This window comes from Microcoleus sp. Pol12B5 (assembly GCF_036701335.1).
In the GTDB taxonomy this organism is placed as follows: Bacteria; Cyanobacteriota; Cyanobacteriia; order Cyanobacteriales; family Microcoleaceae; genus Microcoleus.
The window spans coordinates 1-17,075 of the sequence record NZ_JAUBQQ010000071.1 but is presented as its reverse complement, the minus strand read 5'-3'; the positions used below and the strand labels follow the sequence as shown (position 1 = coordinate 17,075).

Sequence of the window (17,075 nt, the reverse complement as noted above, 5' to 3'; positions counted from 1 at the left end):
CCCCCCACCCCACAAACTTGTGTAAATTATTTAATTCGCGATCCTAAGCTGTCATATCGATTCCGGTTGCACCGGAATCGATATTATTTCCCAGATTGATTTTCTAAGCACAATTGGGTTATAGCCGCCGCCGGTATTGGTTTGCTAAAGAAGTAACCCTGACCCATATCGCACTGATGCGATCGCAAAAACGCTAACTGTTCTGCTGTTTCCACTCCCTCAGCAATCACCTGTAAATTCAGCCCCTGTCCCAAGGCGATCGCCAGTTTCACAATAGTAGCACCGCTGCTGCCGGTCACCAAATCGGCCACGAAAGATTTGTCTATTTTTAAATTATTGAGGGGAAAGTTTTTCAGAGACCACAGCGAAGAATAACCAGTGCCAAAATCGTCCAGAGAAATGTGAATTCCCATGTCCTGCAACTGCTGCAATACCGACACAGTAAAGCTCACATCTGTCATCGCAATGCTCTCGGTAATTTCTATTTCTAAATATTCGGGATTTAACTTGGTTTCTGCTAAAATTTCAGCGATGCTTTGTACAGTGTGAGGTTGCAGAAACTGGCGGGCTGATAAATTCACTGCTATCCGAATCGGCGGCAATCCCAGTAATTGCCACGCTCGATTTTGCAAGCAAGCAGTCCGCATCACCCATTCGTCAATTTGGCAGATTAATCCTGTTTCCTCAGCTAAGGAAATAAATCGATCGGGAGGAATCAAACCGCGTTCGGGATGCTCCCAGCGAATCAGAGCTTCCATGCCCGCTATTTTGCCAGTATTTAAATTTATTTGCGGTTGATAGTGCAGGACAAACTCAGATTTGTTTAGAGCTTTGTAAAGATCATTTTCTAAGTTAAGATCCTCGGAGACTTTACTGCCGATCGCCTGCGTGTAAAACTGATAATTATTGCGACCTTTCTGTTTAGCTTTATACATCGCCGCATCAGCATTTTTCAGCAAAGTTTCTGCATCTTCTCCATCATAAGGAGCCAAAGCAACTCCCAAGCTAGCCTTAATATAAAGTTCCAGACCCTCAAAATCAAAAGGACTGCTTAAACTCTGGATAATTAGCTGGCAAATCTTAGTTGCTTCCTCCGGGGTGTTGATATTGTACAGCAGCACAGTAAATTCATCTCCGCCCCAACGAGCCATCGAATCCCCCACGCGCAAACAGTTAGTCAAACGCCGAGATACACTTTGCAGCAACAAATCGCCCACTGGGTGACCGAGAGTATCGTTAACATTTTTAAATCTATCTAAATCTAGAAAGATTACCGCCAGCATTTCTCCATTTTGGTGAGCGCTAGCTAAAGCTAAAGACAGCCTTTCATTAAACAGTAATCTATTAGGTAAACCGGTTAATGGATCGTGAGAAGCTTGATGTCGGATCATCGCCTCGACGCGCCTCTGCATTGCAGCCATGTACAGGTGAGTTCCTAAAGATTGTGCTAGCTTCTGTTCCTCGCTAGTCCACTTTTGAGCTTCGCCGGTTTTGATTTCTTTCCAAGCTGCAAAGGACTGTCGGGGACGATCGTGCCGGGCGTCCGAACTGCAACGGCCCGCCCACAAAATTTCGGTTTGTATAGGGCTGCGAAAAACAGTGAGACAGCCGATGCACTGTTGGCGATATTGCAGCGGTACTGCCAAAAAAGATCGAATGGAAGCTGCGACTAAATTGGCAGATACAGATTTAAGTTGAGGTTCTTTAGAAATATCGGAAATTGCGTACAAGTGCGGTACGAGAAAACTGGAAATATTGCTGTCAATTGAGCTGTAATGCTGGGAATATAGATTTTCAAAAATACCTAATTGGCTGGTATGATTAGCTGTTTGTGGTGGATCGTCTTGGTTTGCCCTCCCCATAATCTGCTGCCAAAATGGGCTAAGTTCAAGGTCGATGTCCGCTGGCTGCTGGCCACAGGTATAAAGCAAAGCGGGCCGATCGCCAAACTCGGCTGCAATGTAGAGACGCCCTCCTGAACCATGCAAATGCTTGACAGTTTGTTCGAGAACTGCTTTCCGAATTTCGTGGAGTTCCAGAGGAGAATGCAGCAAACTGGTAATTTGGTTGATAACAGCTTCGTCGCGCGCTTGCTGTCTAGCTTGACTCAGCAGGAAAGATTGGGCGATCGCAATTGAAAGTTGATCCACAAGCAACTGCACCATTTTCAATTCTCGATCGCTAAACCGTTTCGGTTGACTATGGTGAGACACCAACAGCCCCCAAAGGTGATTTTGATGCAAAATCGGCACCGTCAGAGAAGAACGTGCTCCCATAGCCTTCAGATATTCAGCGTGACAAGGGTCTACAGGACGATAGGTAATATCTTCAACTGCTAAAGTTTTACCGGTTTCGGGACAATCTAACCGATTAATTGTTTGATGCTTCAATTCCACATCTACAATCACTCGCTGCCGCGCTTTGAGAAACATTTCCCGAGCACTATGGGGAATGTCGCCTGGTGGAAAGCGCAAACCCAGCATAGATGGCAAATTGTCACCGTTGATGGACTCAGCAATGACCTCACCGCTACCGTCGGCCTCAAAGCGATAAACTTTTACTCGATCGCTCTGTAAAAAGCTGCGGATTTCTAGCGCAGTTGTCGTCAAAATCTCTTGCAGTTCTAAAGAGTTGCGGATGCGATTGGTAATTCGATTGAGTAAAATCTCTTGTTCTAAAGTCGATCGTGACATTTGTGTAACTTTGGTGCGGGTCATGCCTTTTGATCTCCCGGGCTGTTGACAGCATTTTTGCGAGCCACAGTCTTAACTTGCCTTGTATTATACATTACAATACTTTCGCTCTGTCTAGGGGCTTGACCCAACCCAATGATACGAAACTCGGTTTATGGAGATATTTCTGGTTTTCCGACAAATTTCGGTGAGAAACCGGGTTTTTCACAGCAATTACAAGGCAAGGAAAGAGCGATCTGACATTAGTGAGGACGAAAGTTCGATCGAGTTTGATCAGGACTCAAGTCCTCACTACAAAGCAATTGCAAAGCTACCAGGCAAAAAGTATAAAGAAACCGGGTTGAGCAACCAGTATTCTGCCCTCTGGAGGGAAAATACTGGTTGCTCAACCCGGCTAGTAAGTATTTATACCTTAAAACGTCTCGTTAAGCAGACGCCCAAATTTCCCGAATTCTGTCCGGCAAAAAGCCAGCTATTTCCTGAATTCGCTCCTCGGACAGCTCATCCTTCGTTGCCGAAAATACAGCCGCGATCGCAGTTTCCGGTTTTACTCCTGAAGGAAGTGCGCCTTCTAGTTCCACCCTCCGTGCAAACAAATTGCCATCGATCCCCAAAGGTGCAGGCGCGCCGGTCAAAGGTTGACGCACCCGGCTGAGCAATCCCACCAGCGGATTGGTATCTTTCCAGAGGTCTGCTATTTCTTGTTGCAGGGTTTTGTCATCCGTAGGCAAAACTTCTTTGTGCAATTCAGATTCCACGTGCTCGATGGCGTCTTTTGTCATCACATCGCGCATGACCCGGTACACTACTTCGGTAATGTCACGGGCATCAAAAATATCCTCCAAGTGACCGTTTACCATCACTTTTTCCAAAAACGGCATATCCTTTGAAGCGATAGGAACTGCCGACCCTTCTTGATGGAGCGACTTCGGAGGATTCGTCTCCATTTTGTGTAACAGTTTGCGGCCTTTTTCTGTTAAATCAGCTTCTTGAAATGCGACTAAAGGCGGCAATACCTCAGTTCCTCCGTAAGGTTCTCCACTAAAGTCAGCTTTAATAAATTCTCTTTGGTTGAGGTAGTCCAGATGACCGAGCAATTCCGCTTCTGCCACCTGGTGACCGACATATTCTTCGGCTGCGTTCCTAATTTCCGACTCTCCCCTGCCGTTTCCGCTGCCAATCTTTTTGAGCAAAATGTAAGTCAGGTCGTCTCTGATTGGAATTGTCATTAAAACCTCCAAGGTTAATATCCGGTAAAGCTCATGTAAAAACTTAATTTTTTTACTGGCTTAAATTGTGATGATTACTACTTAAAAACATTGAAGTATAAAGTAGAGTAATCAAGTATCTCTCAGCAGGTGGAAGTTATTAAAATTAAGTATGGGTGAGAATCTGCCTTTAGGTAGATCCTTGTATGGAAACCCATGTTTAATGTTGTTATTATCCTTAAAAGCTGTCGCCACTCTTCAATGCTATTAAGCGAGGATGCTTTATTGGTAAGATTCTCCGTATTTATTGCGTGTTTTTACCAGGGCTGACGCACCAAGAGCCCCTAAGTTGGTAATTGGCGCTGGGAGAGGTAGAATTAAGCAGGTGCTATGGGGTTAATCAACAGCGGTCATTTTGCCCGCAGTTTGTAGCGATATTGTATCGGATTAGACCAAAAACTGGTCATGGGAGAGCTACCAATACGAGCCAATCTGTTTCAAGTGCCGCAGTGCCACTTGAAGAATGCCTCGGTAACAAATTTTTTGATCGTTGCGCTCGGCATTTATGAACTACCTTCATTGGGACAATAAATTGGAATCCTCGTCTTTCATTAGCGGTCAACCCCAGGTTGACAAGCGTCCTTTAGTGTTGGCTGTAGACGACAATCCGGACAACCTAGAGCTGCTGACACAAATACTCGATTTATTCGGCTGCGAGTGCGTGGGAGCAGTGGACGGGTACGCAGCTCTTTCCGCAGCAGTCGATCGACAACCCGACCTAATCGTACTCGACATTTGCCTACCGGATATAGACGGTATGGAAGTAGTAAAGCGCGTCCAACAAAACCCCGATCTCAGACATATTCCGATTGTTGCTGTCACAGCACTAGCCAAACCAGAAGACCGCGCTCGAATTCTCGAAGCAGGCTGCGTGGAATACCTTTCCAAACCTTTTAACATCAAAGATTTAGAAACAGTTATCCGCCAGCACCTCGACTCTCCACTGGTTTTGGTTGAGTTTTAGATTTATAATTAGAATCACGGACTTGAGGTGCAGAGTCCAAAATTGCGATCGTTCCAGTGCGGCCTGTCTCCAAGGTCGCATCGCGGAGCAAATCAGTGACTCCCACGCCCAAAACCTTTTGAATTAATTCTTTCAGTGGCAATTCCATGACAGATTCTAATTCTGTCCGCACCTGCAAAGCCAAATCTTGCTGACCGTTCTGAGCGAGCAGTTTTTCTGGTTGAGTAAGCCCATTTTCGATAACAATTATTAATTTGTTATCCAAAAGATTGCAGAGCGCCTGACTCGTTTGGTGTCCGAGCTGAGAGCGGTACAAAGCTTGAATTCCCTGCGAAAGAGTGCGTTCTAATTTCCCGCGAGTAGGTTCTAATGTTTCGCCTGTCATATTTTTTATTGAGATAAAGATAAATCAAAAAAACAGTTAACAGTTAACTACTAACTGGTTAACAGTTAACTGCTAACTGTTAACTGTTAGAAATAACCGTCGCGTTATCCGACAGTAACTTCATTAGTTTCCACCCCAGTTGCACCCTTAACACCTTTAGCAATTGTCACCAACTTGTTGACAATTTCCTGACTGGGAACTGTACCTTTGAGAACCACCGTAGTGCCAAGTTGAGCCACATAAACAGTCTCAATATCCGCAACATCTGGATTTGCATCGAAAGCCTGAGCAACCCGTTTAGCTAAACCGCTTTGATCATATTCTCCGTTCAAGCCCATGCGTTCCGGCGGGATTGTCTGAGCGCTCGCAGCAGGTTGAGATTGAGCTTGAGATTGAGCTACAGGTGCTTGGTAAGCAGGAGCATCAACAGTTTCTTGATTTTCAAGTTTTTCTAAACCAAACAATCTTTTTAGCCAGCCCATAGAGTTTGTCCTCCGACAAAGTTTGTGTTAATTGACTTGTTAATTGACAGTTGGCACGTCGCCGTGCAATTTTTATTCTCAATACCAGGAATTACGATCGCACTCTTGGATGCAGAAAGCGAGTTTTTTTACAAAAAAGTATCGTTACAGCCATCCACCTAGGTAGAAAAACCCAGTTTGTTGAGTTTGGTGCCCCCATCCTAAATACAATTTACTGTTGTACAACTGGGCCGATCATCTGCCTAGAGACATAATTCTCCGGCTGTCAAACAAATAATTGCGCTGATCATTCCGGCAAATCAAACTTAAACTCTTCTTCCCCAACTTCTACTATTTTGTTATACATCCACTCGTGCCAACTTCCTGCCGCCAGAAACTTAGGAATGCTGTTACCAGATAGATAAGTATCCGAAAAATTAGCGACAACTACTGCTCGCATTTCCTCATCGCTCTAGCGGTAGTAAGCCAGCACTTTAGCTGCGGGATTTTCGTGATAAACATCAATATTTTTGGTATAAAGTGCCGGAACTTTTTTCCGCAGCCGAATCACGTGTTTGTAGTATTCCAAGAACTCATGATTTGGCTAATTTTTTAACAAAAACCATTGCAGTTTATTCGACTGGTTGGGAGTTTGCCGAGTGGATTGTCCAAACTCTTCGCCCATCCACAGCATCGGTATTCCTACTGCTGTGACTAACAAAACCGGGCGTTGCTGATTTATAGTATGAAAGGCTAAATATGCAAGTCATAGAAACCAGTATCTACAAAGCTTCGGGATTTTAAACTTATTTTTTTCATACCCTGATTAAGCAACGCCCTAAATTTTAGTGCGGAAATAACCTCTGTCATCTTTTTCTAATAATTTTTTTTCCCATTGGGAAAAAGAGCCGAGCAGTATAGCTGCTTTGTTGTTGGGAGCGAAGAGTTTGAATTCAATTGCAGCGGCCATGAATATCTGGTTTGCAGAACTTATCAGTGTGATTAGTATTGATTTTTACAATTTGGTAAATCTGTCGCCATCGTTCTTAAGATTTACACCTGTAACTCTTATGTTGTTAGGTACTTATAGGCGCACCCGGAGGGTTTAGTAGTAGACACCCTAGCGATTGAGTAAGGTGCGCCACTAAGCACCCGGAGGCCAGATTTAAATCAATCAAAAATGTAGTTAAAGTAACTAAAAAATATTAAGGGCTGTTTATGAAAAGTAATTTAACTTTTGATAACTAAATAAATCGTGGTCAGAGTTTAATATTTGTAACTAAAGGAACATTTTTTCGCTAACAGAGCTAATACTGTAGAAAGATGTCATTTTAGGCGGAAATAGCGAGGATGTGATTGTAATTATAAGGCAAGGAAAACCACAAGAATGAATGCTTTATTCAACTGGATTTTCGCGCCATCGACTTTAAGCCAAGTTTGAGCCGAGAAGAGCAATGATTATTTTTGCTTATGTCTTGGCAGCAGTTGTTTTATAGTTTTTGACTGGCAAACTTGGCAGAACCGAAATCAGCTTTAACGACTGCTGCTACCTCAGTAATTGGTAATTGGTGAAAATCTCATTCGTCCCTGTTACCCGTTAGATATTCCGAGCAGTGGCTCTAAAGCTCTAAAAGTTTAATTGGGGATGTTGACGAATTACCGTTACTGTAAAACTCTGGAGTGTTAAAAATGCTAAAACAAATGTGTTGGTTGCCCAGACTCGGAGGCAAGGGAGAAAAGATATTGCACTTACGCACCGATGCCCGTCAGGGGTGGCGGTCTTATACAGCTTTTCCGCAGTTCGCTGTACCCGACTACCGGGAACCGGGCGGTTCTAAGGGATGGGCAACTTATCAGAAGCTGAGAGTTCAAGGGTGGAATTTAATATCGACTGCAGAAGGGCAGCAGTCGATTTTTGGCGAACAGAAAAGTGCTTAAAAAACCCGATACCGCAGCAATAAAAGAAGAGGTAAAATCCTCTTCTTTTTATTACTGGTGGACAGATAAACTGGGTTTTTAACCATCCTACTGGGTAGAATGGGTAAGGTGTGCAGTGCTCACCTTACATAATTTTAAGATGTTTGCCAGTTGCAAGTAAATTAGGCGATCGCCCTTTCTCTCTCTGCTGTAGTTTCTACGTTATGGAGCACGGGCTGGTGAGTTTTTAAGTTAAACCGATATCCGTGGGGGAGGATGTGCAACTTGGCCCCGCAAATCGCCAAAGCCTCATCCTTCAACAGTCCCTCCAGATTGTCGTGGAGTTGTTCCGACGAGTCGATGACAGTTACAGCGTTTTCGCCAATAACTTCCAACTCATCACCGTGGACTAAAATAGCTGTATTTTCGTCAATACCAAATCCCAACACGGCAGGTTGCAGCAAGAGTGCAGAAACTAAGCGTCCCAGACGACCTCGCTGGGCGAAATGCTGGTCGATGACGACTCCTGGAAGGAAACCCATTCCCGGCCCCATTGCTACCACATCAACGCGGGGATTTGTCTCCGAGTCTCCTTCAATAATCATCACGTCTGGCATCATCGCCGCGCCGGCACTGGTGCCGCCAATGATGATCCCTTCAGAGAAGCGTTTGTGCATAGCTGCGTCGAGTTGGGTGTCTTTCAAGCAGCTAATAATCCGCGATTGATCTCCGCCGGTAAAGAATATGCCGGTCGCTTGTTCGATCGCTTCTAAATACTCTGGATTGTTGGCATCTTCCGGTTTCTGGGTGTCAACAACTCGCACATCTTCAGCGCCAAGTCGCTCAAACAGTCGGATGTAATTATCTCCTACTTCTCCCGGCAGGCTTGTCGCAGCCGTCATCACTACGACGCGGGATTTAGTGCCTCCGGCGCAGCGCAAGAATTCCCGCAGAATTTTGCAGTCCCCCTCTTTGTCTTCCGCACCACCAATAATTAGCAACTTCCCCTGAATTTCGTTGCTCGCCATATTATCTCCACTTTTAATTTATTAAATTTCACTAAAACACAAACTTCCTTTTTCCGAAAACGGCCCAAAGGTATATATAGATACAAAAAAATCTCCGGTTTCTACCACTCTAGAACGCACACAGCAAGGGTGATATGGGAGTTTACTCATCCTCGACGATCCACGAAACAAACTTACCCCCCCTAACAGGAGATAGGAGGGGTCAAGAAATGAGCTTAAATTACAGGGCCGACGCGCGCGCGGTGATCAATCCGGTTTCTGATCCGATTCTTCGCTAATCCTCCTCTGATTGCTCGTAGAAATCGGGTTGATGAGCGTAAGTCCTCAATTAGTCCGATCGCCCGTTAGTGCGATCGCTCGATCAAATTGCTCAATATGGTACTCGCCCGTTCTAAAGGTAGGTGTCTGGGTTTGCCGTTCCAGACAATCTGATATTCGTTGCTGTTTTGACCATCACCGTAGCCAGAAATTAGCTTCCGGTGAAATGCTTCCTCAGCTAAGTGGTGAACTTTTTCCCTGAGAGCAGTTTGTGCGATCTTCATAATTTGCTGCCTCTTAAATTTTCTTTCACTGTCATAAACAATTATAAGTACACAGTGTACCTCTCAAAAGTTATAGCTTTTTTTTGCAAGGGGGGAAAGAAGTAGTCGTTAGTCATAAGTGCTTAGTTATCTATGCTTAGTTATCTATGCTTAGTCATCTATGCTTAGTTAGATGTTGAAAGAAGAAGGAATATTTTCCCACTCTCACACTCTCCCCCTCTCCCCCTCTCCCCATCTCCCCTACTCTCCCACTCCCCCTATCGGGCAATACTGAAGGCAGAATTGCTGGGAGTATTTATCTCACTGCTGGAATATCTATGCCCGCAGGTAGTATCCCATGCACCGACTATAAAGTTACCGTAAAAAATTAGCTCAAAGGAGGTTAGAAAATGCTGCAAGAAAAAACCACTGAAACAGCCCGCGTCAATGCTCGAAAAACCGATATTTTTGATGTTTTCAACTTCAAACACTATATCGGGCCCAATCCTTATTTAGACACCGCGGCTTTAGTTTTTGATTTAGCGGTGACGGGCGCGAGCGAACCTTTGCCGATCGCACATTACCAGGAAATTATTAGCGATCGCTACCCGCAATTCCTGCACGAAACTTTCTTGAACCATGCCCAACTGTTCGGCCGTACCGCCTCAGAAGTAGCAAAACTCGACATGGGTTTGCATTTTCAACACTGGAACATCAAGCCGTTTTCTCAGTTTAACAGAATCAGCATAGAAGCACTTCACGCCCGCACTGCCAGAGCAGTAGTGTACGCAGTTTGGGATTGGTTTGAAGCCATTAATCAAAATCAAGACTTTCCCTTGGAAGCACAAATTGGCGCGCTGCAAAATATGTTCCGGCAGTCAGTTTACGGAGGCCCGACAGTTTATTCGTTAATGCGATCGGCATCCCAAAAAGGCATTCCCGCATTTTATTTGTGGGATGAAGGACTAATGCAATATGGGTACGGCAAAAAACTGGTTCGTGGCTCTGCAACGACCTTTGATTCTGACAGCCACTTAGACTCAGATTTTACCACGCGCAAAGACGATTGTAAAGCTTTTCTCGCTACATTAGGATTTCCTGTTCCCAAAGGCGATATTGTCTCCACAGAAAACGGAGCTCTGGCAGTTGCTAGAGAAATTGGCTACCCAGTTGCTATCAAACCAGTAGTCGGTCATAAAGGAATTGGCGTAACAGCAGATGTCCGGGATGCCGAGGAATTGCAGGCAGCTTTTAAAAGAGCAGTTAAGGCTATTCCCGAAACCGATCCGGTGCGAGTAATTGTGGAAAACAGCATCAAAGGATCGGATTTTAGGCTGCTGTGCGTTGACGGCAAATTTGTTTCTGCAACTGAACGCCGACCCGCTTGCGTAACAGGTGATGGCGACTCAACAATTCGCGAATTGATCCGCCGTGAAAACCGCAAACCAGAACGTTTGGATACGCCAACTTCGGCCATGAGCAAAATTCAGTCCGACGAAGCGATGGAAATGTATCTGGAAGAACAAGGGCTGTCATTGGATAGTGTGCCAAGTAGCGATCGCACTGTGTATCTACGCAAAGTCGCTAATCTTTCCGCAGGCGGCATCAGCATCGACGCTACCCGCACTATTCACCCGGATAACATTGTTTTGGCTCAAGATATCGCCCTACATTTCCGGTTAACTTGTTTGGGGATTGATGTGATGACAGAAACTCTCGCCAAATCTTGGAAAACAGGCAATTTTGGGATTATCGAGATCAATGCCGCGCCGGGAATTTTTATGCACCTCAACCCCGCTGTCGGCGAAGGAGTTGATGTGCCTTCGCATATTATCGAAACTTTCTTTGAATCGGGAAAATCCGCCAGAATTCCGATTATTACTTTAAACAGAATTTCGGTACATGACCTACAAGAAACCATCGACCATATTCTGTTGCAGCATCCCGATTGGACAATCGGTGCTGTTTGTCGCGGTGGACTTTTTGTTAACCGTTCTGAAAAAGTTTTGAATAAGAATTACCATCTTAACGTGCAAAGTTTGCTACGGAATCCCAAGCTCGATTTGTTAATTGCTGAATATCCCGAAGATATTTTGGAAGCTGAGGGAATGTTTTATCGGGGCAGCAATATGGTGGTGCTAGATAATCCGGGAGAAACTGAGATGATGTTGGTTAGAGAAAGCACTGATGACGATACTGTTGTGGTGAGGGAAGGAAATAGTATTTCTATTCGCCGCCAAGGGTTGATCGAACAGTATACTCTGGGGGATGATGAACCGTTTACACGGGTTTATTTGAAGGAAATAGGGACTGTTTTGTAAGCGGTTCCACCTTTAAGTTGGCTTTGTAGGGCGGGTATTGAGTACCCGCCCCACCAGATCAAGGTTTTTTCTCGTTCCCAGGTTCTTCCGGGGAAAGAATTTGGGAGGGCCCAGATGGGAACTGGCTTCGTTACACTTAGTTACACTTAGTTACAATTCCTCAGTCGTGGATACACTATTCGTAAAAAGCCGGTTTCTTCCCAACTTTCTCGTTACCAGACCAATATTTTCGTAGAAACTGAGTTGCTCAGGGTAAGTCTTATTCCTGCGATCATAAGTTTTTAGACAATCTCGTTTCTGCGCTGCCCTTCGTGCTATCAAGGAATTTCACAAGTCCTTAAACGAATTGCACTCCGGTAGCAGAAGGTGTGGGAATATGAATGTTGCGAGCAATTGGTTTAATTCGCTGACCGAAAGTTTACAGTCGCACCGTCGCTACATTCCAGCAGCGCTGACTCTTTGCACAGGGACGAGTTTGTCATTGGCAGCCGCAGCCGTTGTGTGGCATTCGGAAAACCAACGAATGCAAGCTGAATTTCATCAGCAAGCCGATCGCCTGAATGTGACATTGCAGCAAAGCATCAATAAAAATTTAGAAGTTCTGTACTCACTTGAAGGATTCTACAGGGCATCTACTGAAGTTACGAGACAAGATTTTAAGGAATTCGCTCAACCTGCACTTTCCCGAAATGCTGCTATACATTCTGTTAATTGGATTCGGCGCGTGCCGGCTGCCCAAAAAACAGCTTACGAACGGACAATTCGAGCCGAAGGTTTTCCGACATTTCAAATTTACGAACGAACTCCTGACAAAAAGCAGGTCAAAGCAAGAGTGCGATTGGAATACTTTCCCATTATTTACAGAGAAGCATTAGAAGAAGATAACAAAGTGATCGGTTTTGATGTTGCCTCCAGCCCCGATCGCAAATCAGCTTTAGAAAAATCGGTGAATACCGGGAAAATAGCGGCTTCCGCGCGGATTAGATTAGTCAGCAACAATCAACCGGGATTGCAAGTATTTCTACCAGTACACCGCCGTACAACTTCTGCTGATAACTCCGTTAACGGCCGCCAAAACCTCATGGGAGTTATTGCGGGTCTGTTTCAGATCACGAGTATGGTCGATTCCTCTTTAGAATCGCTAAATTTAGACAAGATTAATTTTTACCTCTATGACAACTCTGCTATAGAGAAAGAACGCTTTCTGGTGCGCTACGACTCACAAGCTAAGCAGTTGATAGATAACCCCAAACACGAAAAGCCAGAGTTAACTAATTTGCGGGGAAAAATCTGTCAAAATCCGAGTGCTTGCACTCGCCTATTTAACGTAGCAGACCGCCAGTGGAGGCTGCTAGTTTTGCCTGGAAAGGGGTACAACAGTATGAGGACGCATCAGGGTTCGCTGGCAATTGGCGCGATCGGGCTATTGATGACTGGCAGCTTGACGATTTACCTGTTGATGTCTCTAGAACGTACTGCAAAAGTAGAACAGCAAGTGTACGATCGTACAATTCAACTAAAACAGCGCACCGCTGAACTAGAAACGGCACTAAAAAATTTGCAGGAAGCTCAATTTCAACTAATCCAAACTGAAAAAATGTCCAGCTTGGGGCAGTTGGTGGCTGGAGTTGCCCACGAAATTAACAATCCTGTCAACTTCATCTCTGGCAACCTGATCCATACAGGCGCATATACTCGAGACTTGGTGGAACTTGTGGAAATATACCAGCAGCAATATCCGAACCCAACGCCCGAAGTGCAAGCGAAATTAAAAGATATTGATTTGGAGTTTATCATTGAAGACTTGCCTAAAATCCTACAATCTATGAATCTGGGAGCTGAACGGATCAGCCAGATCGTGCTTTCTCTGAGGAATTTTTCACGCTTGGATGAAGCTGAAATGAAGTCTGTTGATATTCACCAAGGCATTGACAGCACCTTGATGATTTTGGATAGTCGGCTGAAACCAAAAGCAGATTTTTCTGGCATTAAAATCATCAAAGAATACGGGAATTTGCCATTGGTAGAGTGCTGGCCGGGACAATTGAATCAGGTATTTATGAATGTTCTGAGCAATGCTATTGATGTTTTATCTGATGCAGAAAGTAAAAAAAATCTCAAAAACAACGCCTCCAATTCTGGATTTTTACATACTATTCGGATTCGCACTGAACTTTTAAGTTCTAATTGTGTATGCGTGCGGATCGCTGACAATGGAACGGGCATGACAGAGAATGTCAAAAAACGTTTGTTCGATCCGTTTTTTACTACCAAGCCTGTAGGTAAAGGTACTGGCTTGGGATTGTCTATCGGTTATCAAATAGTAGACAAACATCAAGGTTCGCTCAGGTGCATATCGGCTCCTGGAGAGGGAACTGAATTCTTGATTGAGGTGCCGGTGCGGCAACAGTTCGAGCAATCTATTTCTAAGGTTTCACCTGCGGTAGGTGTCAATCGATTTTAGATTTTAGATTTTAGATTTTAGAATGGGGGATAAATTACTGTTGAATGGTTTAGATGCCTTCTACGGTTGCAGCTTTTCTGAGAACTAATATCAAGTGAAATTAGGTGAATAAATTGGTAGAAGTTGATTTTTTTTAAAATAGTTTTTAGGAGTGCGAACCGGAGAAGTCGATTGAGACATAGTAGTTCTTAAAAAAGTTCGTGGGCGCGTGGGTTTTCGGTGTTCGGTAATCGGTAATCCGGAAAAAGGTCATCATGAAAAAGCTTGCTGTTCAAAAGCAGGGTAGCGCCATTATTCATTACCCATTACCAATTACCAGACATACCTCACTCTTAATGAGACTGGGCTATATATACCTAGCGAGAATTTGGCTTGCATTCCTGTGAAAGATGCTCGCGGTGCTTAGGTTGCACCCTACAATTAACAGTCAACTGTCCTGAGTTAGAGTTATTGCCAAGCTCGTCTTAATTTATAGTTAAATGTCGCCCAAAACAAACATTTGGGGTTTTACCCGTCGTGACAATTTATAATTGTAGTGATGCCAGATTACCAATTACTAACTACGATGTCTTTACAATTTATTAGCATTCCGCCAAAAACCGATCGCAAGCCTGTCGCTTTGATTGTCGCTTTGCATGGATGGGGTGCTAATGCTCGGGATTTGACTTCCTTAGCGCCCTTTTTCAATTTGCCGGATTATCAGTTTATATTTCCCGATGCCCCATTTCCTCATCCCCAGGTAACAAGCGGCAAAGCGTGGTATAACCTTCAAAGCAAAGACGCTCAGGGATTGGTAGAAAGCCGGCAATTGCTGAGGGAATTTTTGCTGTCTTTGGAAGGCAGCACGGGCGTGCCTTTGTCTCGCACGATTTTAGGTGGCTTTTCTCAAGGCGGAGCGATGACTCTAGATGTGGGATTGACTTTGCCCCTAGCTGGTTTAATTTGTCTGAGTGGTTATTTACACCAGATTTCGCCAGTTGCGGGGAGTGTTTTGCCACCTGTTTTAATCGTACACGGTACTCAAGATACTATTGTGCCTGTTAGTGCTGCTGTGCGATCGCGCGAGAGTTTGACGGCTTGGGGAGCTGCGGTGCAGTATCGAGAATTTAACATGGGACACGAGATTCTGCCGGAAGTTATAGATGTAATGCGAAGTTTTGTTGTAGAAACTGTGTCGAAATCTGATTAAAGGTTTAGTATATAGTATGGCGGAAGTCTCGGGCAGGGGAAAAAAATGAAAACTTTAACCAAAGCATCGCGCGATATTGCTGTACTTACTTCTCAGGACGTGGCGGAATTGGCTGTCCGTTTGGAAGTTGACGATTATACAGATCCTTTTGAGGGATTGAATGATTGGCATTTGTTGCGATCGCTTGCTTTTCAGCGGCCAGAGATGGTTGAACCTTATCTCCACCTTCTGGATATGGAAGCCTACGACGAAGCATAGACTTAAAAATCTAGCTCAAAATTTTCTACGGGATTGAGGAAGAAGTTAGCAGCATATTTTGTTGCAGATTAAACAGATGAGTGAGGGATTTTAGTCTGTTTTTATCTTAATTTCTTTCTTGATTCTTTTTTATTAAAAAATTACATGAAAGGCAGACGAATTTTAATCGGGGTTAGTGGCGGGATTGCGGCTTACAAAGTTTGCGAAGTAGTTTCAACTTTAGCGAAAGCTGGAGCGGAAGTTAAAGCTATTCTTACTGATGCGGCTGGGGAGTTTGTAACGCCTTTGACTTTTGCTACTCTCTGCCGCCATCCTGCTTTTACTGACAAAGAATTTTGGCAAGCAAGTCACGGGCGTCCCCTGCATATTCAACTGGGAGAATGGGCGGAAGTTTTTGTGATTGCTCCTTTGACAGCTAATACTTTGGCTAAGTTGGCGGGGGGTTTTGCTGATAATTTGCTGACTAATACTGTCTTAGCTTCTAGTTGCCCAATTTTGCTGGCACCGGCGATGAATACGGATATGTGGGAACAGCCGACGGTGCAGCGGAATTGGCGGGAAATATTGAGTTATCGGCGCTATCATGCTGCGAATCCGGGGGCGGGAATGCTGGCGTGCGATCGCGCGGGTGTCGGCCGCATGGCAGAACCTTATGAGATTTTGCCTCATATTGAATCGCTGTTGTATGCGAAGGGCGATCGAGATTTAGCGGGCATTAGGGTGTTGATCAGTGCGGGAGGAACGCGGGAACACCTCGATCCGGTTCGGTTTATCGGCAATCCTTCCAGCGGCAAAATGGGTATAGCTTTGGCGCAAGCTGCACAGCACCGGGGTGCGACAGTGACGCTGGTACACAGTATAACTGGCGAGTTGCCACTGTCAGGTGTGCGGGCGATCGCAGTTGCGAGTGCAGAAGAAATGCGGCAGGCGATCCTGCAATGCTTTCACGATGCGGATTTGACGGTGATGGCGGCGGCGGTAGCGGATGTGAAGCCGGCCGAGTACAGTAGTGAAAAATTGCCGAAGCGATCGCTCCCGAATTGTTTGCCTTTGGCACCGGTAGCGGATATTGTGGCAGAGTTGGGAAAATTGAAACAGCCGCACCAAAAATTAATCGGTTTTGCAGCACAAACTGGCGATATTGTCAAGCCTGCTTTGGAGAAATTGCGATCGAAGAAACTGGATGTAATTGCCGCAAACCCGATCGATCAAATAGGGGCAGGTTTTGGCAGCAATACCAATCAAGCAATATTAATTAATGCCGCCGGGAAGCAAGTAGAAATAGCATCTTGCAGCAAGCTAGAAATGGCTCACCGATTGTTAGACTTTGTGATGAAAGGGTGAGGGCGCGATTTACTCATTAACTGGGATTAATTACTACTGGTTCGGGCGATAATTCTGATTCCCCAAAATCCGTTGATTTCGAGTCAGTGGGCAACTCAGTATCTGCAACAGTAATTTCTAGTTTATAGCCTTTCTCAGAAAGATGAGGTACAATAACAGCAGTGTGTAAACCAGTTAAAAATATTTGATGATGTAACTTGACTGAACGCCCACTCTATGGCTTTGGCTAATTCTTGATAATTAGTAGTCTTGATAGAACGGA

15 protein-coding genes are annotated in these 17,075 nt (G+C 44.7%); 8 read left to right on the top strand and 7 right to left on the bottom strand.

What is annotated here, in order from left to right; all coding sequences use genetic code 11:
* Positions 1 to 83: 83 nt before the first annotated feature.
* Both QUA24_RS22685 and QUA24_RS22680 read right to left on the bottom strand, forming a co-directional pair.
* Positions 84 to 2,717 (bottom strand): EAL domain-containing protein, encoded by a 2,634-nt coding sequence (locus QUA24_RS22685; protein WP_333232258.1) that lies wholly within the window; start codon positions 2,715 to 2,717, stop codon positions 84 to 86.
* Between the two features lie 401 nt (positions 2,718 to 3,118).
* A complete protein-coding gene (locus QUA24_RS22680) occupies positions 3,119 to 3,922 on the bottom strand; it encodes a DUF2267 domain-containing protein (RefSeq protein ID WP_333209686.1) in 804 nt (267 codons plus the stop codon).
* Between the two features lie 544 nt (positions 3,923 to 4,466).
* On the opposite strand from QUA24_RS22680, the gene QUA24_RS22675 reads away from it, so the two are divergent.
* A complete protein-coding gene (locus tag QUA24_RS22675) occupies positions 4,467 to 4,925 on the top strand; it encodes a response regulator (RefSeq protein ID WP_333209685.1) in 459 nt (152 codons plus the stop codon).
* On the opposite strand, the gene QUA24_RS22670 is transcribed toward QUA24_RS22675, so the two are convergent.
* Positions 4,879 to 5,310, bottom strand: coding sequence for a DUF2294 domain-containing protein (locus tag QUA24_RS22670; RefSeq protein WP_333209683.1), 432 nt, complete (start codon positions 5,308 to 5,310; stop codon positions 4,879 to 4,881). The genes QUA24_RS22675 and QUA24_RS22670 overlap by 47 nt on opposite strands.
* A 104-nt stretch (positions 5,311 to 5,414) precedes the next feature.
* On the bottom strand, positions 5,415 to 5,792 hold the full coding sequence (locus tag QUA24_RS22665) for a BON domain-containing protein (protein ID WP_333232256.1): 378 nt from the start codon (positions 5,790 to 5,792) through the stop codon (positions 5,415 to 5,417).
* Between the two features lie 24 nt (positions 5,793 to 5,816).
* Between QUA24_RS22665 and QUA24_RS22660 the strand changes: the two genes are divergently transcribed.
* Positions 5,817 to 5,954, top strand: a complete 138-nt coding sequence (locus QUA24_RS22660) for a hypothetical protein (RefSeq protein ID WP_333232254.1) — start codon at positions 5,817 to 5,819, stop codon at positions 5,952 to 5,954.
* Between the two features lie 124 nt (positions 5,955 to 6,078).
* Here the strand turns inward: QUA24_RS22660 and QUA24_RS22655 are convergent, their stop codons facing one another.
* Positions 6,079 to 6,231 carry a hypothetical protein gene (locus QUA24_RS22655; protein WP_333232252.1) on the bottom strand — a complete coding sequence of 51 codons (153 nt, stop codon included), beginning with the start codon at positions 6,229 to 6,231 and terminating at the stop codon, positions 6,079 to 6,081.
* A 1,229-nt stretch (positions 6,232 to 7,460) separates the two neighbouring features.
* Between QUA24_RS22655 and QUA24_RS22650 the strand changes: the two genes are divergently transcribed.
* Complete coding sequence (locus tag QUA24_RS22650; RefSeq protein ID WP_333209677.1) at positions 7,461 to 7,709, top strand: hypothetical protein; 249 nt, start codon at positions 7,461 to 7,463, stop codon at positions 7,707 to 7,709.
* A 161-nt stretch (positions 7,710 to 7,870) separates the two neighbouring features.
* Here the strand turns inward: QUA24_RS22650 and QUA24_RS22645 are convergent, their stop codons facing one another.
* Together QUA24_RS22645 and QUA24_RS22640 are read right to left on the bottom strand one after the other, a co-directional pair.
* The gene (locus tag QUA24_RS22645; protein WP_333232250.1) at positions 7,871 to 8,716 is read right to left on the bottom strand and encodes a cyanophycinase; all 846 of its coding nucleotides are present in this window, start codon (positions 8,714 to 8,716) and stop codon (positions 7,871 to 7,873) included.
* 344 nt (positions 8,717 to 9,060) lie between these two features.
* The gene (locus tag QUA24_RS22640; protein WP_015175364.1) at positions 9,061 to 9,258 is read right to left on the bottom strand and encodes a hypothetical protein; all 198 of its coding nucleotides are present in this window, start codon (positions 9,256 to 9,258) and stop codon (positions 9,061 to 9,063) included.
* Positions 9,259 to 9,647: 389 nt separating this feature from the next.
* On the opposite strand from QUA24_RS22640, the gene QUA24_RS22635 reads away from it, so the two are divergent.
* The 5 genes from QUA24_RS22635 (at position 9,648) to coaBC (ending at position 16,813) form a co-directional block, all read left to right on the top strand.
* A complete protein-coding gene (locus tag QUA24_RS22635) occupies positions 9,648 to 11,558 on the top strand; it encodes an ATP-binding protein (protein ID WP_333232249.1) in 1,911 nt (636 codons plus the stop codon).
* 376 nt (positions 11,559 to 11,934) lie between these two features.
* Complete coding sequence (locus QUA24_RS22630) at positions 11,935 to 14,022, top strand: CHASE domain-containing protein (protein WP_333232248.1); 2,088 nt, start codon at positions 11,935 to 11,937, stop codon at positions 14,020 to 14,022.
* Positions 14,023 to 14,587: 565 nt separating this feature from the next.
* Positions 14,588 to 15,211 carry an alpha/beta hydrolase gene (locus tag QUA24_RS22625; RefSeq protein WP_333209671.1) on the top strand — a complete coding sequence of 208 codons (624 nt, stop codon included), beginning with the start codon at positions 14,588 to 14,590 and terminating at the stop codon, positions 15,209 to 15,211.
* A gap of 45 nt (positions 15,212 to 15,256) precedes the next feature.
* Positions 15,257 to 15,469, top strand: a complete 213-nt coding sequence (gene isiD / locus QUA24_RS22620; RefSeq protein WP_106150386.1) for a protein IsiD — start codon at positions 15,257 to 15,259, stop codon at positions 15,467 to 15,469.
* Positions 15,470 to 15,613: 144 nt separating this feature from the next.
* Entirely contained in the window at positions 15,614 to 16,813 is a 1,200-nt protein-coding gene (coaBC, locus tag QUA24_RS22615; protein ID WP_333232246.1) for a bifunctional phosphopantothenoylcysteine decarboxylase/phosphopantothenate--cysteine ligase CoaBC, read from the top strand.
* Positions 16,814 to 17,075 lie beyond the last annotated feature (262 nt).